Source organism: Pseudomonas sp. DG56-2 (assembly GCF_004803755.1).
Taxonomy (GTDB): Bacteria; Pseudomonadota; Gammaproteobacteria; order Pseudomonadales; family Pseudomonadaceae; genus Aquipseudomonas; species Aquipseudomonas auratipiscis.
Genome location: NZ_CP032311.1, coordinates 5,592,436 through 5,616,321, shown reverse-complemented (window position 1 = coordinate 5,616,321; position 23,886 = coordinate 5,592,436). Strand labels below are relative to the sequence as shown.

The window sequence follows — 23,886 nt, the reverse complement described above, 5'->3', positions numbered from 1 at the left end:
CCTTGAAACAAGGTACCGCTTTCCTCTACCGTTAAAGCCTGTCCTTCTCGATCCCGGAACTCCCATGCCGTCGGCCTGCTTGCGTTCAATGTTCCTTCCGGCGTTGCTGGTCTCGGCGCTGATGCTGGCTGTGGCCTTTTATCTGGAATGGGGGTTGGCGCTGCAGCCGTGTCCGTTGTGTTACAGCCAGCGCATATGCCTGGGCGGTTTTGCATTGGTCTGTCTGTGTGCGGTAGTGCAGGCACCGGGGTGGTCTGGTTCACGGATCTATGCGGCCCTGGGGCTGTTCTTCGCTACTGCCGGTGCGCTCTTGGCAGCCAGACACGTTTGGTTGCAGGGCTCACCACTTTCCAACGTTGGCTGCCAGCCATCGATGGAATATTTCGTCGCCAATATGCCCCTGGGGCAGGTAATCAAAGCCATGCTGCTTGGCAGCCCGGAATGCGTACCTATCACCTGGAGCTTTCTCGACTTGACCGTTCCTGAGTGGAGCTTGCTGGTGTTTGTACTGCTGGCCGCGCTGCTGCTCGTTCGCCTGTTGGCCTACAGGCATCTGCTGATTCGTCATCTGGCAAAAAACTGAAGCACGCGAGCACGCCTGCAAACGACCAGTGGCACCGGCAAGTGGTATTAAACACTTGTATGAACTTTGTCGTCTGCGTACCTTGAAGCCAAGGGCGCACGGGAATAATCTCCCTGCACGCATACCGAAAATACAGCTGCTCGATGCTGCCCTGCCAACGACCTATGCTCTGCACTTTTGCGAGCGGGGGCAGGGGCATTACCCAGAAGGGATGAGATCGCCATGCTAGATAGTTGTCAGAATGCTCAGGAACGCTGGGGTGGGGTCCATAAGCTCATTGACCGCTGGTTGGAAGAGCGCGCAGAGCTGGTGACAGCCTTCCGTGAGTTACGTGATGCCAAGCCTGCCTTCGCCGACAAGGACAAAAGCCGGGACTTCTGTGCAGTGTTGGTCGACTATGTTTCGGCCTGGCATTTCGAAGTCAGCGAGCAGTTGGTCAGTGAAGCCAAGGCATTTGGCGACACACGCGGCCTTGAGCTAGCCCAGCAGATCAGTCCGCGCATCGACGCGACCACTGAAATTGCTTCGGCGTTCAACGATCATTGCGACAAGGGCAACTGCAACGACCCCGAGCGTTTCGCGAAAAAACTTAGTGAGCTGGGCAGCTTGCTGCATGAGCGCTTCGAGCTGGAAGACTGCCTGATCGAAGTACTGCACAACGCCCATAGCGAAGAAGGCGCCGTGCAGGCCTGATCGATGGGCCGACGCGTCAGTCGGCCACTTCAATCAGTTCGATCTCGAACACCAATGGCGTGTAGGGCGCAATCAAGTCGCCCGCGCCTTCGGGGCCATAAGCCTGCGCCGAAGGAATTACCAAACGCCATTTCGAACCGGTTGCCATTTCGGGCAATGCTACTTGCCACCCCTCGATCACACTGTCCAATTTGAACCATTGCGGCTGTTGATTCTGATCGAAGAGTGTGCCGTCAGGCAACTTGCCGACATAACGCACCTGGACTTTACCGGTCGCTGTGGGTTTGGGTCCGCTACCTTTCACCAATTCTGTTGCCAGAATGCCTGCGGCTAATTCGCGCACACCTGCACGCGCACGTTCAGTGGCGAGAAAACGTTTTTCTGCAGCCAGCATCTGTTCACTTTGTGCTTGTAGCACTGCTTCATTGGCCCGGGTTTCATGTTCGCTGAGTATTACTGCAATGCGTTCTTTGCTCAGCGCCAACGGCTTGTTTTGATAGGCCTGGCTTAGTCCTTCGAGCAACGCGTCCAACTGCAGGTCAGGAACTTCTGTACGCAGGCGTTCACCGAGGCTTGCGCCCAGGCTGTAGGCCAGATCATGTTCGTTTTCCGGGGTGTTGGCAGGCGCGGCCATGAGCGTTGCCGGCAATAGAAAAAGAGCTAACACTAGATGACGCGACACTGGCTCACTCCTGCTTCAGTGGAAATAAAGTATGCCAGCGATCGTCTACGACTACCGTGTAAATATCAGCAACACTTTGTGAAGCATCTACACTTGATTCCAGCTGCAGCGATAACAACTTTGCCCAGGCATGCAACGCGGCGCCTTTAATACTGTCAACATGGCCTAGCGGCGGTAGCAGCAGAAGCATAGTATGAGCCGCACTCTCGTCAGCCAGGAGGTAAATCATGTCGGCCAATAAGAAGCCAGTAAATACTCCGTTGCACCTGCTCCAGCAACTCTCGGGCAGCCTGCTCGAACATTTGGAAACTGCCTGCTCGCAAGCGCTGGCTGATGCAGAAAAGCTGCTCGCCAAGTTGGAAAAACAACGCGGCAAGGCTCAAGAAAAACTGCATAAGTCTCGTCTTAAATTGCAGGATGCTGCCAAGTCCGGAAAGTCCAAGGCTCAGGCCAAGGCCAAATCCGCAGCCGCTGAACTGGAAGAATTGCTCGACTCGCTCAAAGAGCGTCAGTCGCAGACTCGCACTTACATCCTGCAGCTCAAACGTGATGCTCAGGAAAGCCTGAAACTTGCCCAAGGCGTTGGCAAGGTCAAGGAGGCTGCTGGCAAAGCGCTGACTCAGCGCGCGGCCAAACCAGCGCCTGTTGCTGCCAAGCCAGTAGCCAAGGCTGCAAGCAAACCCGCTGCCAAACCTGCAGCAAAAGCGCCTGCGCGTAACGTTGCTGCCAAGCCGGCAGCGGCCAAAGCGGCCACCAAGCCTGCGGCTAAAACCGCAGCTGCAAAACCTGTTGCCGCGAAAGCGCCGGCCAAGCCTGCAGCAGCAAAAGCCACCGCCAAACCTGCGGCACGGACAGCAGCTGCAAAACCTGCGGCCAAGCCAGCAGCCAAGCCAGTAGCAGCCAAAGCTCCAGCCAGGGCTGCGGCCAAACCTGCAGCAGCGAAAGCGCCAGCCAAAGCTGCGGCCAAGCCGGCAGCGGCTAAAGCTCCAGTCAAGGCAGCGGCCAAACCCGTGGCAGCGAAAGCACCAGCCAAAGCTGCGGCCAAGCCAGTTGCGGCAAAAACGCCAGCCAAGCCTGCGGCCAAACCTGCAGCAGCAAAAGCGCCAGCCAAACCCGCGGCCAAGCCTGCTGCGGCCAAAGCACCTGCCCGAGCTGCGGCCAAGCCTGCTGCAAAGGCACCTGCCAAGCCAGCAGCACAACCAGCTGTAGCCAAGCCTGCAGCGACGCCTGCGCCAGCAGCGTCCGTGTCTACGCCAGCAGCTGCGGCTCCGGCAGCCGCCGCGCCGACTACGCCGGCAGCGTCGGTGGCACCAACTCAGACTCCGTCTTCGGCGTCCTGAGTCGACAGCATCACGGCGCGCAACGTATCCAGCGCGTCGTGATGCAAACCGACGTCCCTTGGCGCCAGGTAGTGCAACCAGTCGCTCTCGGCTCCGGTTGCTGAGCACCAGCCTTCACTGGCGATTTGCAGGCGCTCCAGCAACACCCGCTCTGCTTCCAACTCCAAGCCTTTCACTTGTTCGCGCAAGCGCGCCAACTGCGAGTCCTCAATGGCTGCCTGTCGCCATTGCCGGCGCAAGCTGCGTAACGGCCCGGTCACCTCTTTCTGCCAGGTTTCGGCCACTTCACGCAGTGCCTGCATGCGTTGCTCGCTGGCTTGAGCACCACGTGAATTGAGCCATGCCGCACACAGCAGCAGGCACACATCGCCACCCAGGTCTTGCCATTGCAAACACGCTGTTTCTACCCCTGGGCGGGCGTAGACTTTCAAGGCAAAATTCCACAGGTCGGTGTGCATGGTCCTACTCGCGCCAGTTGCCGACGAAGCTGGTAGACTCCGCGGCCATTATGATCAGACTATCGAACCTCACTTTACAGCGTGGTCCCCAGCGCCTGCTAGAAGGCGCTGAGTTAACCCTGCACGCCGGTCACAAGGCCGGCCTGATCGGTGCCAATGGCGCCGGTAAATCCAGCCTGTTCGCCTTGTTGCGCGGAGAGCTGACGCCTGACTCGGGCGATTGTCAGCTGCCGGCCGACTGGCGTATTGCACACATGCGTCAGGAGGTCGATACGCTCGACAGCCTTGCGGTCGACTATGTGCTCGATGGTGACCTGCGCCTGCGCAAGGTCCAGGCCGATCTCGCCGCCGCCGAAGCCGCCCATGACGGTACGGCGCTGGCGCGCCTGCATATCGAACTCGATAGCGCCGATGGCTATACTGCCGATGCGCGTGCGCGCAAGCTGCTGGCCGGCCTCGGCTTCACCAACGAGCAGATGGATCGCCGGGTCGGCGACTTTTCCGGCGGCTGGCGGATGCGTCTGAACCTGGCCCAGGCGTTGATGTGTCCTTCCGACTTGTTGCTGCTCGACGAGCCGACCAACCACTTGGATCTGGATGCGATCCTTTGGCTGGAAGACTGGCTCAAGAGCTATCCGGGCACTCTGTTGCTGATTTCCCACGACCGCGATTTTCTCGATGCGGTTGTCGATCATGTGGCCCACGTCGAACAGTGCAAGCTGACGCTTTACCGCGGTGGCTACACGGCATTCGAGCGCACCCGTGCCGAGCGCCTGGCCCAGCAGCAACAGGCCTACGAGAAGCAGCAGGCGCAACGTGCGCACATGGAAAAGTACATCGCCAGGTTCAAGGCCCAGGCTACCAAGGCACGTCAGGCGCAGAGCCGGATCAAGGCCCTGGAGCGCATGGAGGAGCTGTCGGCGGCGCATGTGGATTCCCCGTTCGACTTCGTTTTCCGTGAGTCGGAAAAAATCTCCAGCCCCTTGCTCGATCTCTCCGAGGGCCGCTTGGGCTATGGTGACAAGACCATCCTTGAGAAGGTCAAGTTGCAGCTCACGCCGGGTGCGCGCATCGGTTTGCTCGGCCCCAACGGCGCGGGTAAATCGACCCTGATCAAAAACCTTGCGGGCGAGCTCGAGCCGCTGAGCGGGCGCTTGGTGCGCGGTGAAAACCTGTCGGTCGGCTACTTCGCCCAGCACCAACTCGACTCGCTGGATAACAAAGCCAGTCCCTTGCTGCACCTGCAACGCCTGGCCCCGACCGAGCGCGAACAGACATTGCGCGATTTCCTCGGTGGCTTTGACTTCCGGGGTAACCGCATCGACGAGCCGGTGCTTAATTTCTCCGGTGGCGAAAAGGCCCGCCTGGCGCTGGCATTGATCGCTTGGGAGCGACCCAACCTGCTGTTGCTCGACGAACCGACCAACCACCTGGACCTGGAAATGCGCCTGGCGCTGACCATGGCCCTGCAGGAGTTCAGTGGCGCAGTGCTGGTGGTATCTCACGATCGCCACCTGCTCAAGAGCACCACCGATGACTTCTTGCTGGTAGCTGACGGTAAAGTCGAAACCTTCGATGGCGACCTTGATGACTACAGCCGTTGGCTGGTCGAGTACCGCCAGCGCAATGCACCTGTCAGTACTGCGCCGGTCAACGCCGACAAGACTGACAAGAAAGCCCAGCGTCAGGCTGCTGCGGCACTGCGTCAGCAACTGGCGCCCCACAAGCGCGAAGCCGACAAACTTGAGCGTGAACTGGGCACCTTGCACGAACAGTTGGCGAAGGTCGATGCAAGCCTGGGTGACAGCGCGCTCTATGAAGCAGCCCGCAAGGATGAGCTGCGCGACCTGCTGGCCCAACAGGCCAAGCTCAAAGTTCGCGAGGCAGAATTGGAAGAAGCCTGGATGGCCGCCCTCGAGGAGCTGGAGACCATGCAGGCGGAGCTGGAGGCGTTGTCTTGATAACGTCCTTGCAGTTGCCGGTACCGCCAGAATGGATCGCACCGTTCTGGTTGGGGCTGCAGATTCTTCTGATCCTCTGCGCCGCTTTTGTGTTGCAGCGCCTGGTTGGGCGCTGTCTCAAACGTCTGGGCGAGCGTTATCCATTGCCACCGGAACTAATGATGCCGGTGCGGGGCGGTTTGCGCTGGTTGATCATGGGCAGTGCGCTGGTCTTCGTGCTCGAGCGCCTGGGCGTTTCCGCCACGGTGCTCTGGACGGCCTTGTCCGGCTTTGTCGCGGTGGCCGCCGTAGCGTTCTTCGCCATGTGGAGTGTGCTGTCGAACCTGCTGTGTGCCGTGCTGATCTTCACCGTCGGACCGTTTCGCATTGGCGACGTAGTGGAGTTGGTCGAGACCATCGACAAGCCCGGCGTTAAAGGTCGGGTAGTGGCTATCAACCTGCTGTTCACGACATTGATCGAGTTGCCCGAAGCTGGCGGGGCCATCGTTCAGGTGCCCAACAGCCAATTTTTTCAGAAGTCGGTACGGCGTTGGCGTGGGGCTGAGTTCGTACCGTTGGTGGGCGAAGACAAAACCTCAGGCAATTGATCGGCGAACTGAAAAAAACCGTGGTGATTTTTTCGCCAGCACACTAGCTTAAAGCTTTGTAACAAAGCTATGGGCGAGGTGTGCGATGTCGTTGGAAACGTGGTTGGCATTTTTTGCCGCTTGCTGGGTGATCAGTCTCTCGCCGGGCGCTGGGGCTATTGCCTCGATGTCGTGTGGGCTGCAGTACGGTTTCTGGCGTGGCTACTGGAACGCCCTGGGCCTGCAACTGGGCCTGGTTCTGCAGATTGCGATCATTGCGGCAGGTGTCGGCGCCGTGCTGGCGGCTTCTGCTACCGCGTTCCAGGTAATCAAATGGTTCGGCGTTGCCTATCTGGTCTACCTTGCCGTCAAACAATGGCGTGCCTTGCCGGCTGACCTGAGCGACGAGTCTGCCGTGCGGCCAATCGGCAAGCCGTTGAGCCTGGTGTTTCGCGGCTTTCTGGTTAATGTCAGCAACCCCAAGGCGCTGATTTTCATGCTGGCGGTGTTGCCGCAGTTCATCAATCCCCATTCGCCTTTGCTGCCTCAGTATCTGATCATCACCGCGACCATGATTACTGTCGATCTGCTGGTCATGGCCGGCTACACCGGCCTGGCGGCGCGAGTCTTGCGTTTGCTGCGTACGCCAAAGCAACAGCGCCGCATGAACCGCACCTTCGCCGGGTTGTTCCTGGGCGCTGCCACACTGCTGGCGACCATCCGCCGGGCGCCGGTCTGAGGCGCAGGCACGTTTCATCGCGGTAAGTGCCGCATTGGTAGAAAAGGCGACCTTCGGGTCGTCTTTTTTGCTTGGAGATGAAATTGTCACTAATTTTTACTGAGATTGCCGGGTAATCCTTGAGCGATGGCCATTGGAAGTGAACAATGCAATACCTCGCATTGTTATTTGAGATTGGCTCATGATTCCCTGCTCCCGTTTGCTTGCCTGGTTACTCTGGCCGCTACTGGCTCTGAGTAGTACCGCGCTTCTGGCCGACTCTGTCGATGATGCCGCCAAAGCGTTGCACCTGATTGGCTACATCGGTGCCGACTATCCGGCAACGGTAGAGGCGGGCAAGGTCGTGGACGATGGGGAGTACCGCGAGCAGCTGGAATTTACCGATGTATTGCAAGGCCTGATCAGCGGACTGCCGGCACGCGCCGAGCAGCGAGCGCTGGAGCAGGGCGTGATCAATCTGCGCCAGGCCATTGTTCAGCATCAAGAGGGCGCCAGCGTCGCCCATCAGGCGCGCCAGCTTGGCGCGCAGTTGGCCGTAGCCTATGAAGTCAGTCAGGCCCCTCTGATCACGCCCGATGCTTCCCGTGGCGCACCGTTGTATGCCCAGCAGTGCTCGGTTTGTCATGGCGACACCGGCGCCGGTGATGGTCCGGCAGGTGTGGGCCTTGAGCCGCCGCCGGCCAACCTGCGCAGCAGCGAACGTCTGTCCCGTCTGAGTTTGTTCGATTTGTTCAATACGCTGGGACAAGGCATCGAGGGCACCGACATGCCGTCGTTTGCCGACCAGCTCGACGAGCGTCAGCGTTGGGACTTGGCCACTTACATCGCAAGTTTTACTGCCGACCCGACCAAGGCCAAGGGCGACACAACCTTCAACCTCGCTGATCTGGCTCGCCAGACGCCTGCCGAGGTCGATGCCGCCCAAGGTCCAGAGGCCGCGGCGGTATTCCGTGCGCAGCGCGCCCAGCCGCCGCAGGTCCAGCGGGGCCCGGGGCAGTTGCTCGACTACACCGCAACGACGCTGGACAAGAGCCTGGCGGCCTTCGAGGCGGGTGATCACGAGCAGGCCTACGACCTGTCTGTTGCAGCCTACCTGGAAGGCTTTGAGTTGGTCGAAAGCTCATTGGACAACGTCGATGCCAACGTACGCAAAGACACTGAGAAGTCGCTGATGGCGTACCGCCAGGCGTTGCAGGATGGCTTGGGTCTCGACCAGGTCAAACAGCGCCTGGAGGTGGCCAAAGGCAAGCTGAAGGAAGCTGCGGATTTGCTCGGTGGAGACGGCTTGAGCTGGACCTTGAGTTTCATTTCCGGCCTGCTGATTCTGCTGCGCGAAGGCCTGGAAGCGATTCTGGTGCTGGCGGCGATCCTGGCCTTTTTGCGCAATACCGGTCAACAGTCGGCGGTGCGCAGCGTCAACATCGGTTGGATCCTGGCATTGCTGGCCGGTTTTGGCACCTGGGCCCTTGCGGCCTATGTGATTGACGTTGGTGGTGCCCAGCGTGAGCTCCTTGAAGGCTGTACGGCGCTGTTTGCCAGCGTCATGGTCCTGTGGTTGGGCGTATGGATGCACGATCGTCGGCATGCAGCTGCCTGGCAGAATTACATCAAGAGCAGCCTGCTGAGCGGCGGAGGGCGTTTCGGTTTTGCCTTGCTGGCGTTCTTCTCGGTTTATCGCGAGTTGTTCGAAGTGATTCTGTTCTACGAAACCCTGTGGCTGCAGGCTGGTCCCGCTGGGCATCAGGCGGTGCTAGCGGGTGGTGCCACGGCGTTGGTCCTGCTCATTGGCCTGGCCTGGGTGATTCTGCGTGGTTCGGCGAAGCTGCCCCTGTCGTTGTTCTTCAGCATCAACGCCGCGTTGCTGTGCGCCTTGTCGGTGGTATTTGCCGGCCACGGCGTCAAGGCCTTGCAGGAGGCCGGCGTGATCGGAACTCGTCCGGTGGCGTTCTTCGATTTCGATTGGCTGGGTATCCACGCTGATGCGTACTCGCTGACCGCGCAAGCAGTAGCGTTGCTTGCAATCGTCGTACTCTACGGGCGCAGCCGCCTGGCCGAGAAGCAACGGGTTTCGGCGGGTTGATTTGAAGCTGAACGGGCGAGCGGGGATACTGACCGTCCGTTCTTGTTGGAATTTTTGTCATGCGTGTCTGGATTGATGCCGATGCCTGTCCCAAGGCGGCCAAGGATCAGGTCGTCAAATTCGCCCTCAAGCGCCAGCTCGAAGTGGTACTGGTGGCTGGCCAGAGTCAGATCAAGCCTGCATTTGCCTGTGTCAGATTGATCGTTGTGCCCAGTGGTCCGGATGCCGCCGACGATTACCTGGTCGAACATGCTGTGCCGGGCGAGCTGGTGATCTGTAGTGATGTACCGCTTGCCGATCGGCTGGTGAAAAAGGGCGTGGCCTGTCTTGATCCGCGCGGGCGCGAGTTCGATGAGCGCAACATGGGCGAGCGTCTGGCGGTACGCAATCTGTTCACCGACCTGCGAGAGCAGGGGCAGGTCGGTGGTGGTCAGGCGCCTTACGGCGATCGTGAAAAGCAGGCATTCTCCAACGCCCTGGACCGCATCCTCACGCGTCTGGCGCGCTGATATCGAACTCAGTCGTTTTCGTGAGTCAGCTCTAGTACGCGGTCAACCAGCTTGTAGATGCCGCCAGCGGCTTCGCTGATCGACTTTGCCGTCATGTAGGCCGGGGTGGTGACCAACTTGCGCTGAGTGTCTTCGACGATGTCATGAACATCGCACTCCTCGTGCGTGCCGCCCATCTTGACGATGGCGGCGCTGGTGTCAGCATCGTTGCCAATGGTGCAGACCACGCCGGGGCCGTAGATTTTCGCCGCCAGGGCAGGGGAGATACAGATCAACCCCACCGGCTTGCCGGCTTCGGCAAATGCCTCGGCCAAGGCCAGAACATCAGGGTGAACGGTGCAACCAGGGCCTTCAACGGCGAAGTTGGACAGGTTTTTTGCCGCGCCAAAACCACCCGGTACGATCAGTGCGTCGAAGTCTTTGGCATCGGCTTCTCGCAGGTCCTTGATTTCGCCGCGGGCGATGCGCGCCGACTCCAGCAGGACATTGCGCGACTCAGGCATTTCTTCGCCGGTCAGATGATTGATTACGTGCATTTGGGCAATGTTCGGAGCAAAGCATTGCACCTGTGCGCCGCGTTGGTCCAGGCGCAGCAGGGTAATCACACTTTCGTGGATTTCGGCGCCGTCGTACACACCACAGCCGGAAAGAATCACTGCAACTTTTTTTGTCATTCTCACTACTCCCGAGTCGAGGTGCTCAATGTCCTATAAATTGGCAAATGTCGCCACAGAGTTTGGATCGTAATCCGCGCCGAGTGTTCACTTGCTGCAGGTCAAGGACGATCGTTGTCTTGATCGGGGGCTGGCGGTTTGCTCTGCTCTGCTTGTTCAGCCAGCAACGCGGCAGCTTCCTTGCGGGCAACGCGCGCGGCCTTGAAGCGCCGACGCAGCCACAGGCACCCGCCAAAGGCCAACAGGCCGCCGAGTACCCACAGCTCGTATTTTTTCACGTTACCCAGCAGGCCTTCGAGAATGGCGCCGAAATGGTAGGCGGCGGTGCCCAAAGCCAAGGCCCAGACTGCCGCGCCGATGCCGTTGAGCAGCAGATAGCGCCGTGGGGGGTAGCCGGACAGGCCGATGGCGACCGGCATAACGGTACGCAAGCCATAGACGAAGCGGAAACTCAGGACCCAGATGTCCGGATGCCGACGGATGTGCTCGAGGGCCTTGTCGCCCATCAGTTGCCAGCGTGGTTTGCGCGCCAGCAGCTTACGCCCGTGCTTGCGCCCCATGAAATACCAGAGCTGGTCACCGGCATAACTGCCGAAGAAGGCCACCAGGACCACCAGGTTGATATCCATGTATCCGCGGAACGCAAGGAAGCCTGCGAGAACCAGGATGGTCTCACCTTCGAAAAACGTACCGAGAAAAAGGGCAAAGTAGCCGAAATCCTGCAGGAATTGTTGGAGCATTTTCTGGGTGCTGGCGAAATGAACGCGCAGCCTAACCCTTCGTGGCCTTTGGGGAAAGTGTCCAAATGTGTCTCGACGTGAACATTTCCTGCTAGGACAATAACTGCGTCCTCAAGTCGCAGGGTTGTCCCTGGCTGTCATTCAAGCGTCATAATGAGCGCTTATAACTGTCGCGCTCGCCCGCCTGCGCGGGCTCAGGAGTCTGCCGTGAGCTTTACCCCCGCTAACCGTTTGTTTCCTGCCACCCGTCTGCGTCGCAACCGTCGTGACGATTTTTCCCGTCGTCTGGTTCGCGAAAACGTACTGACCGTCGATGATTTGATCCTGCCGGTGTTTGTCCTGGATGGCGAAAATCGCCGCGAGGAAGTTGCCTCGATGCCAGGTGTAGAGCGCTTGAGCATCGACCTGTTGTTGGAAGCTGCACAGGAGTGGGTGAATTTGGGCATTCCTGCCCTGGCCTTGTTCCCGGTCACGCCAACAGAGAAAAAGTCGCTGGACGGTGCTGAAGCCTGGAACCCGGAGGGTATTGCCCAGCGTGCCACCCGAGCTCTGCGTGAACGTTTCCCGGAGCTGGGTGTAATTACCGACGTAGCCCTTGATCCGTTCACCACTCACGGCCAGGACGGTATTCTCGACGACGAAGGTTATGTGCAGAACGACATCACCGTCGATGCGCTCGTGCGTCAGGCGCTGTCGCATGCCGAAGCCGGTGCTCAGGTTGTCGCCCCTTCGGACATGATGGATGGCCGTATCCAGGCTATTCGCGAGGCACTGGAGCTGGCCGGTCACGTCAACGTTCGTATCATGGCTTACTCGGCCAAGTACGCCAGCGCCTATTATGGTCCGTTCCGCGATGCAGTCGGCTCTGCGTTGAACCTGGGCAAGGCCAACAAGGCCTCTTACCAGATGGACCCGGCCAACAGTCAGGAAGCCCTGCATGAAGTGGCTGCAGACTTGGCTGAAGGCGCTGATATGGTCATGGTCAAGCCAGGCATGCCGTATCTGGATATCCTTTACCGGGTCAAGGATGAATTCAAGGTCCCGACCTTTGTCTATCAAGTCAGTGGCGAGTACGCCATGCACATGGCCGCGATCCAGAACGGCTGGCTCAGTGAAGGCGTGATCCTGGAATCCCTCACGGCCTTTAAACGGGCAGGAGCTGATGGCATCCTGACCTATTTCGCTGTTCGCGCTGCTCAATTGATGAGAGGGCAGTAACGCCCTTCAGGAACGCTAGATGAATAACGAAGTACAGAGTAGTGATGTCGAAATGAAGCAAGCTCATTCCGTGCCGGAGCAGATGCTCGAAACGCCGCCGGAGCCTGCTGCAGTGCCCGAGCCGGTAGTCGAAGTAGAGGCGCCCGCGCCTTCACCGGCCCCGGCGGCACCCGCCATCGCCATTCCGGGTCTGGATGACAGCAGCCTGTACATTCACCGTGAGCTGTCGCAACTGCAGTTCAACATTCGCGTGCTGGAGCAGGCGCTGGATGAGAACTACCCATTGCTGGAGCGGTTGAAGTTCCTGCTGATCTTTTCCAGTAACCTGGATGAGTTCTTCGAAATTCGTGTAGCGGGCCTGAAAAAGCAAATCACCTTTGCCCGTGAGCAGGCCGGCGCTGACGGCCTGCAACCTCACCAGGCGTTGGCGCGCATCAGCGAAGTGGTGCACAGCGAAGTTGATCGCCAGTATGCGATTCTCAACGATGTGCTGCTGCCAGAGCTGGAGAAGCACCAAATTCGCTTCATTCGTCGCCGCCATTGGAACACCAAGCTCAAGGCCTGGGTGCGGCGCTTCTTCCGCGATGAGATCGCGCCGATCATCACGCCAATCGGCCTCGACCCGACACACCCGTTCCCGTTGCTGGTGAACAAGAGCCTGAACTTCATCGTCGAGCTTGAAGGTGTGGACGCCTTTGGCCGCGATTCTGGCCTGGCGATCATACCGGCGCCGCGTCTGCTGCCGCGGGTAATCAAAGTGCCGGAAGATGTTGGAGGCCCAGGCGCCAACTATGTCTTCCTGTCGTCGATGATCCATGCTCACGCTGACGACCTGTTCCAAGGCATGAAGGTAAAGGGTTGCTATCAGTTCCGCCTGACCCGTAACGCCGATCTGGCGCTCGATTCCGAAGACGTCGAAGACCTGGCGCGTGCCCTGCGTGGCGAGTTGTTCTCGCGTCGGTACGGTGATGCGGTGCGCCTGGAAGTGGCAGACACCTGCCCCAAACATCTCTCGGATTACCTGCTCAAGCAGTTCAACCTGAGCGAAAGTGAGTTGTATCAGGTCAATGGTCCGGTCAACCTGACTCGACTGTTCAGCATTACTGGCCTGGATAGTCACCCAGAATTGCAGTACACCCCGTTCACGCCAGCGATTCCCAAGCTGCTGCAGAACGCCGAGAACATTTTCAGCGTGGTCGGAAAGCAGGACATCCTGCTCATGCACCCGTTTGAATCGTTTACACCCGTGGTCGATCTGCTGCGTCAGGCCGCCAAGGACCCCAACGTTCTGGCCGTACGCCAGACCCTGTACCGCAGTGGTGCCAACTCGGAGATCGTCGACGCGCTGGTCGATGCGGCGCGTAACGGCAAGGAAGTCACTGCGGTGATCGAATTGCGCGCGCGGTTCGACGAAGAGTCCAACCTGCAACTCGCCAGCCGCCTGCAGGCGGCCGGGGCCGTGGTGATCTACGGGGTGGTTGGCTTCAAGACTCACGCCAAGATGATGCTGATTTTGCGTCGCGAAGCGGGTGAGATCGTTCGCTATGCGCACTTGGGTACCGGTAACTACCACGCCGGCAACGCCCGGCTGTATACCGACTACAGCCTGCTGACCTCCGATGATGCGCTGTGCGAAGACGTCGGCAAGTTGTTCAGCCAGTTGATCGGCATGGGCAAGACCCTGCGCATGAAAAAGCTGCTGCATGCGCCGTTTACCTTGAAGAAAGGCATGCTCGACATGATTGCGCGTGAAACCCAGTTTGCCCTCGATGGCAAGCCTGCGCACATCATTGCTAAGTTTAACTCGTTGACCGATCCAAAGATCATCCGCGCCTTGTACAAGGCCAGTCAGTCGGGTGTGCGGATCGACCTGGTGGTACGTGGCATGTGCTGCTTGCGACCAGGAATTGCCGGGGTGTCGCACAACATTCAGGTACGTTCGATCATCGGTCGCTTCCTGGAACACACCCGGGTGTTCTACTTCCTCAATGGCGGCGAGGAGCAGATGTTCCTGTCGAGTGCTGACTGGATGGAGCGTAACCTCGACAAGCGCGTCGAGACTTGCTTTCCGGTCGAGGGCAAAAAACTGATCTTGCGGGTGAAGAAGGAGCTGGAGGGGTATCTGACCGACAACACCCACGCCTGGATCCTGCAGCCCGATGGTCGCTATGTTCGCAGCACGCCGACCGGGAACCAGAACCCACGCAGTGCCCAGGCGGCCCTGCTGGAACGCCTGAGCAACCCTGTCCTCAGCGTACGCTGAGGACGAAACCGACCCGGGTCAGCCACTCCGCCTCCAGGCCGAAGTCGGCCTGGGTCAGCTGATTCTCTTCCAGCCAGCCCGCCGGGAACTCTACATCCAGGCTGTCGCCTTTGGCGTGCAGGGTAACCTTGGGCATCTGCTGGGTGCCACGGATGTGGTGGAACAGGATCGCGAAGCGCAGCAGCACGCACAGGCGAATCAGCTTGGCGCCGTCTTCGCCGAAATCGGCGAACTTGTCCTTGGGAATGTTGCGGCGGTGGCCGCGCACCAGCAACGCGAGCATTTGCTGATCTTCTCGGGAGAAGCCTGCCAGGTCCGAGTGCTCGATCAGGTAGGCGCCATGCTTGTGGTAGTGATAGTGGGCGATGTCCAGGCCCACCTCATGCACCTTTGCAGCCCAGCCGAGCAATTCGCGCCAGATACCCTCTTCCAGGTCCCAGGCCTTGGCCACCTGGTCAAAGGCGTGCAAGGCTTTGCGTTCGACTCGGGCGGCTTGGCCCTGGTCGACGTGGTAGCGCTCCATCAGCGAAGACAGAGTACGCTCACGGACGTCTTCGTGGTGATGACGACCCAGTAGGTCATAGAGCACACCTTCGCGCAGAGCACCATCGCAATGGTCCATGCGTTGCAGTTCCAGTGCGTCGAATATGGCCTCGAGAATCGCCAGGCCCGCAGGGAAAATGGTGCGGCGATCCGGTTTGACGCCCTCGAAGTCGATCTTTTCGGAGTCGCCCAACTTGAATAGCTTGCGCTTGAGCCACGCCAAGCCTTCGGCGTTGACTTCGCCGTTGCCCATGCCGCCCGACTTGAGGGCCAGGCCGATGGCGCGGATGGTCCCGGATGAGCCGATGGCCTCGTCCCAGGTCAGGCGGTGCAGGGCGTTTTCAATGCTCATTAACTCCAGGCGCGCGGCTGTATAGGCCTGGGCATAGCGTGCGGGGGTGATCTTGCCGTCACGGAAGTAGCGCTGCGTATAGCTGACGCAGCCCATTTGCAGGCTTTCGCGCAGCAGTGGCTCGAAGCGTTGACCAATAATGAATTCGGTACTGCCACCGCCGATATCGGCGACCAGGCGTTTGCCGGGGGTGTCGGCCAGGGTGTGGGACACGCCCAGATAGATGAGTCGGGCCTCTTCACGCCCGGAAATCACTTCTACCGGATGCCCGAGAATCTCTTCGGCACGGCGGATGAACTCGCCACGGTTACGCGCTTCGCGCAAAGCGTTGGTGCCGACGATACGCACCGCACCGTCGGGCATGCCGCTGATCAGTTGGGCGAAGCGTTTGAGGCAGTCCAGGCCGCGTTGCATGGACTCTTCATTCAGCTGGCGTTCTTCGTTGATGCCTGCGGCCAGTTGGACCTTCTCGCCGAGGCGCTCAAGAATGCGGATCTCGGTATGGTGGGCCTTGGCCACAACCATATGGAAACTGTTGGAGCCCAAGTCGATGGCAGCGATCAAGGAAAGATTCTTGGCTGTGGTTTGCGGCATGATCATGGCTTCTCGGTCGATAACCCGGCAATCCTGCCACGATCCTGGGCTGACGCCAACGCGCAGCGTATCAAGGCTTGATGCAAGGCAGGTTGAATGAGGAAATATGACTTTCCTGTGACAGCGGTGATATGCGCGGTCATGCACAACTATAGTTACACTCAATCGTCCGCGACTTCCTGTAAGCCGCAGGTGCAGCTATGATGGGCCACGTTTTTTTGCTTACGACCTTGGAGACTTCCATGAGCAGCGATCTTATCAAACACGTCACTGACGCCTCCTTCGAAGCCGATGTACTGAAGGCTGAAGGCCCGGTGCTGGTCGACTACTGGGCTGAATGGTGCGGCCCTTGCAAAATGATCGCTCCGGTTCTGGACGATATCGCCGCTACCTACCAGGGCAAACTGACCGTCGCCAAGCTGAACATCGACGAAAACCAGGAAACTCCGGCCAAGCACGGCGTGCGTGGCATCCCGACGCTGATGCTGTTCAAGAACGGCAACGTCGAGGCCACCAAGGTCGGCGCGTTGTCCAAGTCTCAGTTGGCAGCCTTCCTGGACGCCAATATCTGAGTCATAAAAGCCCCGTATTCTCCGGGGCTTTTCTTTGCCTGATGACTAGACGGCAGAAAAAGCAGGTGTTACATTCGGCCTCGCACTGTTTTTTCAGTGCCCTCTGCACGCCGTCGCCGACGCATCCCTAATTCGAATCAGTACGCGATCCTGTCGCCTTCTTTGCGGCGTGGCTTCATTAAGCCAGAAGCTTAATTTCCCCTTCTTACATGATTACGTCATTCCCCTTATGAACCTGACTGAACTCAAGCAAAAGCCGATTACCGATCTGCTCGAAATGGCCGAACAGATGGGCATAGAAAATATGGCCCGTTCGCGCAAGCAAGATGTGATTTTCTCCCTGTTGAAAAAGCATGCGAAAAGCGGCGAGGAAATCTCCGGTGACGGCGTGCTGGAGATTCTCCAGGACGGTTTCGGCTTCCTGCGCTCTGCTGATGCTTCTTATCTGGCCGGTCCGGACGACATCTATGTCTCGCCAAGCCAGATCCGTCGTTTCAACCTGCGTACCGGCGACACCATTGTCGGTAAGATCCGCCCGCCAAAAGAAGGCGAGCGTTATTTCGCCCTGCTGAAAGTCGATACCATCAACTTCGACCGGCCGGAAAACGCAAAGAACAAGATTCTGTTCGAAAACCTGACGCCGCTGTTTCCTAACAAGCGCCTGAAGATGGAAGCCGGTAACGGTTCCACCGAAGACCTCACCGGTCGGGTTATCGACCTCTGCGCCCCGATCGGCAAAGGCCAGCGTGGCCTGATCGTCGCTCCGCCGAAGGCGGGCAAGACCATCATGCTGCAGAACATCGCGGCCAACATCACGCGTAACAATCCCGAGTGCCACCTTATCGTTCTGCTGATCGATGAGCGTCCGGAAGAAGTAACCGAAATGCAGCGCACCGTGCGCGGCGAAGTGGTTGCCTCCACCTTCGACGAACCGCCAACCCGCCACGTGCAGGTTGCCGAAATGGTTATCGAGAAGGCCAAGCGCCTGGTTGAGCACAAGAAAGACGTGGTCATCCTGCTCGATTCGATCACGCGTCTGGCCCGTGCCTACAACACCGTGATCCCGAGTTCCGGCAAGGTCCTGACGGGTGGTGTCGATGCTCACGCCCTGGAGAAACCAAAGCGTTTCTTCGGTGCTGCTCGTAACATCGAAGAAGGCGGCTCGCTGACCATTATCGCCACCGCGCTGGTTGAAACCGGCTCGAAGATGGACGAAGTGATCTACGAAGAGTTCAAGGGTACCGGCAACATGGAACTGCCGCTGGACCGCAAGATCGCCGAGAAGCGTGTCTTCCCGGCTATCAACATCAACCGTTCGGGTACCCGTCGCGAAGAGCTGCTTACCGCTGACGACGAACTGCAGCGCATGTGGATTCTGCGCAAGCTGCTGCACCCGATGGATGAAGTTGCTGCCATCGAGTTCCTGATCGACAAGCTCAAACAGACCAAGACCAACGACGAGTTCTTCTTGTCGATGAAGCGCAAGTAAACGAGTGCGTTGCGCAAGAGCCGGGGCAACCCGGCTTTTTGCTATCTGTACTTTGGCTATTCAGGCTGGTCGGGTTAGGCGCTACACTCTGCTCCCCGACCGGTACGGCGAATACGAGGCTTTTGCATGCAGTATCGCGATTTGCGCGACTTTATCCGTGGCCTGGAACAGCGCGGCGAACTCAAGCGCATCCAGGTTCCGATCTCCCCAGTTCTGGAAATGACCGAGGTTTGTGACCGCACCCTGCGAGCCAAAGGCCCGGCATTGCTGTTCGAGAAACCCACGGGTTTTGACATTCCAGTGCTAGGTAACCTGTTTGGCACCCCGGAACGGGTGGCCATGGGGATGGGGGCCGAGTCGGTCAGCGAACTGCGTGAAATCGGCAAGCTGCTGGCTTTCCTGAAGGAGCCTGAACCGCCCAAAGGCCTCAAGGACGCCTGGTCCAAGCTGCCGATCTTCAAGAAAGTCGTGTCCATGGCGCCGAAGGTGATCAAGGACGCGGCCTGTCACGAAGTGATCATTGAAGGCGACGACGTCGACCTCGGCATGCTGCCGGTGCAGCATTGCTGGCCGGGCGATGTGGCGCCGCTGATTACCTGGGGCCTGACAGTCACTCGCGGCCCGAACAAGGAACGCCAGAACCTGGGGATTTACCGCCAACAGGTAATTGGCCGCAATAAAGTCATCATGCGCTGGCTCAGCCACCGTGGTGGCGCTCTGGACTACCGCGAGTGGTGCGAAAAGCATCCGGGCCAACCGTTCCCGGTGTCTGTGGCTCTGGGCGCAGACCCTGCGACCATTCTTGGCGCCGTGACGCCAGTGCCTGACACGCTTTCCGAATATGCCTTCGCTGGCTTGTTGCGCGGTAACCGCACCGAGTTGGTCAAGTGCCGTGGCAATGACCTGCAAGTGCCGGCTACTGCCGAAATCATCCTCGAAGGTGTGATTCATCCGGGTGAAATGGCTCCGGAAGGTCCTTATGGCGACCACACGGGCTACTACAACGAAGTCGATAGCTTCCCGGTGTTCACCGTCGAGCGTATCACTCACCGGAAAAACCCGATCTATCACAGCACCTACACGGGACGTCCACCGGATGAACCGGCGATTCTAGGTGTGGCATTGAACGAGGTGTTCGTACCGATCCTGCAAAAGCAGTTTCCGGAGATCACCGACTTCTACCTGCCACCTGAGGGTTGTTCCTACCGCATGGCGGTAGTGACCATGAAGAAACAGTATCCGGGGCACGCCAAGCGCGTCATGCTCGGTGTCTGGTCGTTTTTGCGACAGTTCATGTATACCAAGTTCGTTATTGTCACCGACGACGACATCAACGCACGTGACTGGAATGATGTGATCTGGGCGATCACCACGCGCATGGACCCCAAGCGCGATACGGTGATGATTGAGAACACCCCGATCGACTACCTGGACTTTGCATCGCCGATTTCTGGCCTGGGCTCGAAGATGGGTCTGGATGCAACCAACAAGTGGCCAGGAGAAACCACCCGTGAATGGGGACGGGTCATCGTCAAGGATGAAGCTGTCACCCGGCGGATCGATGAGCTGTGGAACCAGTTGGGAATAGACTAAATGCAGGTAACCTTGCAGCCTTCCGGGGCGGTGCTAGTGCTCAACCCCGGTGAAAGGATTCTAGATGGGGCGCGACGCCTGGGTTATGACTGCCCGCAGAGCTGCCGCAATGGCAACTGTCATGTCTGCGCTGCCTTGCTGGTAGAGGGGCGCGTGCGTCAGGATGGACAGGAGCGTGATCATGGTGAACTGTTCACCTGCATCGCCGAGCCGTTGGAGGACTGTATCTTGTTGTGGGATGGTGTGCTCGCCCTGGGTGAGCTGCCGGTGCGGACACTGGCCTGCCAGTTGAGTGAATGCGTCGACGTCGGTGGCGATGTCTGGCGGATTCGTCTGCGGGCCCCAGCCGGTAAAGTGCCACGTTATCACGCGGGTCAATACCTGATGATCGAGCGTGAAGGCGCTGACAAGGCAGCGTTCTCGCTGGCTTCGGCGCCTCATAGCGGGCGTGAGCTTGAGATGCATGTACTGGCGCGTGAGAACAGCGCCCTGCAGTTGATCGAGCAGTTGCAACGTACGCGCATGGCGCGCGTCGAGATGCCCTTTGGGGATACTCACTTGGCCGAGCTGCCCGACGGTCCATTGGTACTGATTGCCGCTGGTACCGGCATGGCGCAGATGCACAGTCTGCTCGAACATTGCCGGGCCAAGGGCTTTAAGCACCCGGTCCATCTGTATTGGGGCGTACGCCGCCCCGAGGACTTCTACCACATCGAACACTGGGCGGAGTGGGAGCGTTTGCCGAACCTGTTCCTGCACAAGGTGGTCAGTGATCTTTGTGGTTGGGAAGGGCGCTGCGGAATGCTGCATGAGGCGGTGTGCGAAGACCTGAGCGACCTGGCAGGTGTGCACGTCTATGCCAGTGGTTCGCCCAATATGATCTATGCCACCCTCGATGCATTGGTCGAAGCAGGAATGGACGCTCATCAAATGCGTGCCGATGTTTTTGCTTATGCGCCGCGTGATTGAATAGCGGTATAAGGCACGCTGCAACAGCGTGCCTATTTTAATAACCAGCATCGTTGGTGTCTGGCATAAGGCCTTTATTATTGCCTGCGCTGTAAATAACTTTCGCTACACTTGGAATAACACTCGATAGCTTGCCAAACGCCTTGCTGCAGGGCGCTTTCGGGTGTGCAGAGTATTGTGTTCAATGCCCGTCTGCCGTACGGTAAGTACGCGGATGAAGTATTCGTTTACAGTAACTCACTTCACTAGTTACGAGGAATTTGGCGGCAGCTATGTCGGCGATTGAAACTGCATCTTTGAATGTGGCTTATCCTCCGTTGCTCGATTTCGGACAACAACTGTCTCTTGAGCAACTTCAACACTCGGTCCAGCACACCATGTCACGTCACCAGGGCGGTCCCGTCTGGCTGTTTGCCTATGGTTCGCTGATCTGGCGGCCGGAATGCAATGCCGCCGAGCGCCAGCGGGCCAAGGTGCATGGTTATCATCGCGGCCTCTACCTCTGGTCTCATGAGCATCGTGGTACGCCTGAGTCCCCGGGGCTGGTGTTCGGTCTGGATCGGGGTGGTTCATGCGGCGGCTTCGCCTACAGGTTGCCGCAGGAGCGCCTCGAGGACTCTCTGTTGGCGTTGTGGCAGCGTGAAATGCCATACCCGGCCTACCGACCTCATTGGCTTACTTGTCGTCTGGATGATGGCAGCAAGGTCCAGGCATTGGGGTTTGTGCTGGAGCGGCACTTGCCCTGTTATGCCGGCAACCTGCCCGACCATCTGCTCAGTCAGATCTTCGCCAATGCCAGCGGGCGCTACGGCAGCACCCGTGACTATGTCGAGCAGACGTTGAGCGCCTTGCGCAGCCACGCCATGCCGGACCGTAACCTGGAAGCCCGCTTTCGCCGCTGCCATCCGGGCACTGCACAACCGGTAGCGGGCAAGCCCGCGGCTACCCGTTGGAGTTGTGCCTCCAACAGTAATGAGAATTGTTAAATTGCCGCAGAAACTTTGGTTCGCTAATATCGCGCTCTGGAAGAATTCAAGGCAGGCAAGGATCAAGGATGAAGTGGTTAGCAGCACTGCTGTTGGTGGGGGCAGGTATCGCCCATGCCGATATCAAAATGGAATTCGTTGAAAAGGTCATCCCAACCTATCCGCAGGAATTGCTCAAGTCGGCTATTTCCGGCTCTGTCAGAATCGGTTTCGATGTGCTGGCCGACGGTAGCGTCCGAAATGTAAAGGTCCTTCAGAGTAGTGACCCGGCCTTTGCAAATTCTGCGCTGGAAGCGGCCAGGAAATGGCGTTTCAAGCCCTGGACCGTTTCTAGAGAAAACCCTGAAAAAGTGGATGTACAAACAAATCTGTATTTTCGTCTGAATGACAAAGAAGAATGGTGGGATATCTACGAGCGTGCCGGGTTGATCTTGAAGACGTGCAAGCAATTCAACGAAGAAGTGGCTATGTACCGTAAAGATGATGAAAAAAGGCCACTTGACGAGATGAACACGACATTGTTGTCGATTCGCATGATCTCGGACCTCCCGAAAGACGGCACCACCAGCTACGAATACGCCCTTGCTACCTCAAAAGCCTTTAACAAGGCCCTGCCGAAAATAATCGAACAGTGCCGGGCATACCCGGGCGTCGACTATGTCGACCTTTGGCCTGCGGCGTTGCGCGAGCGGCTGGTCCCGCAGCGCTGACGAGCGCTGCGGGAAAACCGGCTCAGCGCATGGTCACGACCAATTTCCCCACGGCCTTGCGCTGACCGAGCAATTCGATGGCCGCGCCTGCCTCGGCCAGTGGGAATGTTTGCGACACCAGTGGCTTGAGCTTGCCCTCGGCGTACCATGCAAACAGTTGCTTGAAGTTTGCTGCATTGTCGTCCGGCTGGCGTTGGGCGAAAGCGCCCCAGAACACGCCGAGCACTGCCGCACCCTTGAGCAGTGCCAGGTTTACCGGTAGCTGCGGGATGCGCCCGCTGGCAAAACCTACCACCAGCAGGCGGCCGTTCCAGGCGATGCCGCGGACAGCCTGGTCAAACAAGTCGCCGCCAACCGGGTCATAGATGACATCGACGCCATTACCACCGGTCAAGCGTTTGATCTCATCCTTGAGGCTGTGCTCGCTGTAGTTGATCAACTCATCGGCACCGGCAGCCTTGGCCACGGCGAGTTTCTCGGCGCTGCTGGCTGCAGCAATCACCCGCGCACCCATGGCCTTGCCGATTTCCACCGCTGCCAGCCCGACGCCGCCCGAGGCTCCCAGTACCAGCAGGCTTTCGCCAGCCTTGAGCTGGGCACGTTGCTGCAAAGCATGCATCGAGGTGCCATAGGTCATGCCAAAGGCGGCTGCACTGTTGAAATCCATGTGCTCTGGAATCGGCAGGACGTTGTAGGCAGGTACTGCAACCTGCTCGGCAAAACTTCCCCAGCCTGTCAGTGCCATAACCCGATCGCCCGGTTTGAGTGTGGTGACCTTCTCACCTACCGCGCTGACAATACCGGCGGCTTCGCCGCCTGGCGAAAAGGGCAAGGGGGGCTGGAATTGATATTTGCCTTCGATGATCAAGGTGTCGGGAAAGTTGACCCCGGCCGCATGCACCTCCATGACGATCTCGTTCTTCTTCGGGGTGGGGTTTGCAACTTCTTCCAGGACCAGATCCCTGGCAGGACCCAGGGCTTTGCACAACACAGCTTTCATCGGGACTATTCCTTTGCGCGTAGTGGCCGATAAGTGTAGGTGGGTGGAGTACCGGGTCAATCAGCATGGCCCGTCCTGATAGGCCGGCATAAGCCTGGGCTTGGGTTTGACCGGTGCGCTGGGTATGCTGGCGCCAACTGTGTGAGGAGCGAATTTGTGAAAGCGTGGATCTTGATGGTATTGGCATTGATGCTGCCGATAGCGGCGATGGCCGAGGAAGCCAAAGAAGGCGAACCGAAGGTTTCTTATATCTCTTTGAGTCCACCCTTCGTTGGCAACTATGCCTTGGATGGCGGGCCGAAACTCCGTGTGTTCAAAGCCGACGTGGCATTGCGCGTTAACAGTGATGCTGCTGCCGCAGCGGTTAAGCATCATGAGCCACTGATCCGCAATCAGTTGGTGGCGCTGTTTACCCAGCAGAATCTGGAAAGCATGAGCAATGTCGAGTCCAAGGAAAAACTGCGTCAGGAAGCCTTGAAGCAAGTCCAGCAAGTCCTGGAAGCCGAAGAGGGCAAGCCTATGGTCGATGATCTATTGTTCAACAACCTTATCGTGCAGTAGTACCGACGCGC

At 58.6% G+C, this 23,886-nt stretch carries 23 protein-coding genes; 17 read left to right on the top strand and 6 right to left on the bottom strand.

Annotated features, from left to right (window positions below; all coding sequences use genetic code 11):
* Nucleotides 1–64: 64 nt before the first annotated feature.
* Nucleotides 65–583 (top strand): disulfide bond formation protein B, encoded by a 519-nt coding sequence (locus tag D3Z90_RS25735; protein ID WP_136478686.1) that lies wholly within the window; start codon nucleotides 65–67, stop codon nucleotides 581–583.
* A gap of 222 nt (nucleotides 584–805) precedes the next feature.
* Entirely contained in the window at nucleotides 806–1,276 is a 471-nt protein-coding gene (rsd, locus tag D3Z90_RS25730; RefSeq protein ID WP_136478685.1) for a sigma D regulator, read from the top strand.
* Nucleotides 1,277–1,292: 16 nt separating this feature from the next.
* Here the strand turns inward: rsd and D3Z90_RS25725 are convergent, their stop codons facing one another.
* Nucleotides 1,293–1,958, bottom strand: a complete 666-nt coding sequence (locus tag D3Z90_RS25725) for an FKBP-type peptidyl-prolyl cis-trans isomerase (protein ID WP_136478684.1) — start codon at nucleotides 1,956–1,958, stop codon at nucleotides 1,293–1,295.
* 227 nt (nucleotides 1,959–2,185) lie between these two features.
* Between D3Z90_RS25725 and D3Z90_RS25715 the strand changes: the two genes are divergently transcribed.
* Entirely contained in the window at nucleotides 2,186–3,298 is a 1,113-nt protein-coding gene (locus tag D3Z90_RS25715) for an AlgP family protein (protein WP_136478682.1), read from the top strand.
* On the opposite strand, the gene D3Z90_RS25710 is transcribed toward D3Z90_RS25715, so the two are convergent.
* Nucleotides 3,274–3,756: a TIGR02444 family protein gene (locus D3Z90_RS25710; protein ID WP_136478681.1), complete on the bottom strand. Its 483-nt coding sequence runs from the start codon at nucleotides 3,754–3,756 to the stop codon at nucleotides 3,274–3,276. The genes D3Z90_RS25715 and D3Z90_RS25710 overlap by 25 nt on opposite strands.
* 50 nt (nucleotides 3,757–3,806) lie before the next feature.
* On the opposite strand from D3Z90_RS25710, the gene D3Z90_RS25705 reads away from it, so the two are divergent.
* From D3Z90_RS25705 to D3Z90_RS25685, 5 genes are all read left to right on the top strand, one after another.
* The gene (locus D3Z90_RS25705; protein WP_136478680.1) at nucleotides 3,807–5,717 is read left to right on the top strand and encodes an ATP-binding cassette domain-containing protein; all 1,911 of its coding nucleotides are present in this window, start codon (nucleotides 3,807–3,809) and stop codon (nucleotides 5,715–5,717) included.
* The gene (locus D3Z90_RS25700; protein WP_136479047.1) at nucleotides 5,717–6,304 is read left to right on the top strand and encodes a mechanosensitive ion channel family protein; all 588 of its coding nucleotides are present in this window, start codon (nucleotides 5,717–5,719) and stop codon (nucleotides 6,302–6,304) included. The genes D3Z90_RS25705 and D3Z90_RS25700 overlap by 1 nt, the downstream gene beginning before the upstream one ends.
* Nucleotides 6,305–6,389: 85 nt before the next feature.
* Nucleotides 6,390–7,022 carry a LysE family transporter gene (locus D3Z90_RS25695; protein WP_136478679.1) on the top strand — a complete coding sequence of 211 codons (633 nt, stop codon included), beginning with the start codon at nucleotides 6,390–6,392 and terminating at the stop codon, nucleotides 7,020–7,022.
* A gap of 181 nt (nucleotides 7,023–7,203) precedes the next feature.
* Nucleotides 7,204–9,102 carry an FTR1 family protein gene (locus D3Z90_RS25690; protein ID WP_136478678.1) on the top strand — a complete coding sequence of 633 codons (1,899 nt, stop codon included), beginning with the start codon at nucleotides 7,204–7,206 and terminating at the stop codon, nucleotides 9,100–9,102.
* A gap of 59 nt (nucleotides 9,103–9,161) precedes the next feature.
* Nucleotides 9,162–9,611, top strand: coding sequence for a YaiI/YqxD family protein (locus tag D3Z90_RS25685; RefSeq protein ID WP_136478677.1), 450 nt, complete (start codon nucleotides 9,162–9,164; stop codon nucleotides 9,609–9,611).
* 8 nt (nucleotides 9,612–9,619) lie between these two features.
* On the opposite strand, the gene elbB is transcribed toward D3Z90_RS25685, so the two are convergent.
* Nucleotides 9,620–10,285 (bottom strand): isoprenoid biosynthesis glyoxalase ElbB, encoded by a 666-nt coding sequence (gene elbB, locus D3Z90_RS25680; protein ID WP_136478676.1) that lies wholly within the window; start codon nucleotides 10,283–10,285, stop codon nucleotides 9,620–9,622.
* A gap of 101 nt (nucleotides 10,286–10,386) precedes the next feature.
* Nucleotides 10,387–11,025, bottom strand: a complete 639-nt coding sequence (locus D3Z90_RS25675) for a DedA family protein (protein ID WP_136478675.1) — start codon at nucleotides 11,023–11,025, stop codon at nucleotides 10,387–10,389.
* Nucleotides 11,026–11,232: 207 nt separating this feature from the next.
* On the opposite strand from D3Z90_RS25675, the gene hemB reads away from it, so the two are divergent.
* Complete coding sequence (gene hemB, locus D3Z90_RS25670) at nucleotides 11,233–12,243, top strand: porphobilinogen synthase (RefSeq protein ID WP_136478674.1); 1,011 nt, start codon at nucleotides 11,233–11,235, stop codon at nucleotides 12,241–12,243.
* Between the two features lie 82 nt (nucleotides 12,244–12,325).
* The gene (gene ppk1, locus D3Z90_RS25665) at nucleotides 12,326–14,506 is read left to right on the top strand and encodes a polyphosphate kinase 1 (protein WP_371922341.1); all 2,181 of its coding nucleotides are present in this window, start codon (nucleotides 12,326–12,328) and stop codon (nucleotides 14,504–14,506) included.
* On the opposite strand, the gene ppx is transcribed toward ppk1, so the two are convergent.
* On the bottom strand, nucleotides 14,493–15,995 hold the full coding sequence (ppx, locus tag D3Z90_RS25660) for an exopolyphosphatase (RefSeq protein WP_136479046.1): 1,503 nt from the start codon (nucleotides 15,993–15,995) through the stop codon (nucleotides 14,493–14,495). The two genes, ppk1 and ppx, sit on opposite strands and share 14 nt — an antisense overlap.
* A gap of 242 nt (nucleotides 15,996–16,237) precedes the next feature.
* On the opposite strand from ppx, the gene trxA reads away from it, so the two are divergent.
* The 6 genes from trxA to D3Z90_RS25630 all read left to right on the top strand — a co-directional run bounded on the left by trxA (nucleotide 16,238) and on the right by D3Z90_RS25630 (nucleotide 22,314).
* Nucleotides 16,238–16,567 carry a thioredoxin TrxA gene (trxA, locus tag D3Z90_RS25655; protein ID WP_136478672.1) on the top strand — a complete coding sequence of 110 codons (330 nt, stop codon included), beginning with the start codon at nucleotides 16,238–16,240 and terminating at the stop codon, nucleotides 16,565–16,567.
* A gap of 229 nt (nucleotides 16,568–16,796) precedes the next feature.
* Nucleotides 16,797–18,056 (top strand): transcription termination factor Rho, encoded by a 1,260-nt coding sequence (gene rho, locus D3Z90_RS25650; protein WP_038615733.1) that lies wholly within the window; start codon nucleotides 16,797–16,799, stop codon nucleotides 18,054–18,056.
* A gap of 126 nt (nucleotides 18,057–18,182) precedes the next feature.
* Nucleotides 18,183–19,649, top strand: coding sequence for a 4-hydroxy-3-polyprenylbenzoate decarboxylase (gene ubiD, locus D3Z90_RS25645; protein ID WP_136478671.1), 1,467 nt, complete (start codon nucleotides 18,183–18,185; stop codon nucleotides 19,647–19,649).
* The gene (locus tag D3Z90_RS25640) at nucleotides 19,650–20,618 is read left to right on the top strand and encodes a CDP-6-deoxy-delta-3,4-glucoseen reductase (RefSeq protein WP_136478670.1); all 969 of its coding nucleotides are present in this window, start codon (nucleotides 19,650–19,652) and stop codon (nucleotides 20,616–20,618) included. It begins immediately after the preceding gene.
* 272 nt (nucleotides 20,619–20,890) lie between these two features.
* On the top strand, nucleotides 20,891–21,604 hold the full coding sequence (locus D3Z90_RS25635; RefSeq protein WP_136478669.1) for a gamma-glutamylcyclotransferase: 714 nt from the start codon (nucleotides 20,891–20,893) through the stop codon (nucleotides 21,602–21,604).
* Nucleotides 21,605–21,672: 68 nt separating this feature from the next.
* Nucleotides 21,673–22,314 carry an energy transducer TonB gene (locus D3Z90_RS25630; RefSeq protein ID WP_136478668.1) on the top strand — a complete coding sequence of 214 codons (642 nt, stop codon included), beginning with the start codon at nucleotides 21,673–21,675 and terminating at the stop codon, nucleotides 22,312–22,314.
* A gap of 22 nt (nucleotides 22,315–22,336) precedes the next feature.
* On the opposite strand, the gene D3Z90_RS25625 is transcribed toward D3Z90_RS25630, so the two are convergent.
* Nucleotides 22,337–23,314 carry an NADPH:quinone oxidoreductase family protein gene (locus D3Z90_RS25625; RefSeq protein ID WP_136478667.1) on the bottom strand — a complete coding sequence of 326 codons (978 nt, stop codon included), beginning with the start codon at nucleotides 23,312–23,314 and terminating at the stop codon, nucleotides 22,337–22,339.
* A 156-nt stretch (nucleotides 23,315–23,470) separates the two neighbouring features.
* On the opposite strand from D3Z90_RS25625, the gene D3Z90_RS25620 reads away from it, so the two are divergent.
* Nucleotides 23,471–23,875 carry a flagellar basal body-associated protein FliL gene (locus tag D3Z90_RS25620; protein ID WP_136478666.1) on the top strand — a complete coding sequence of 135 codons (405 nt, stop codon included), beginning with the start codon at nucleotides 23,471–23,473 and terminating at the stop codon, nucleotides 23,873–23,875.
* Nucleotides 23,876–23,886: the final 11 nt, after the last annotated feature.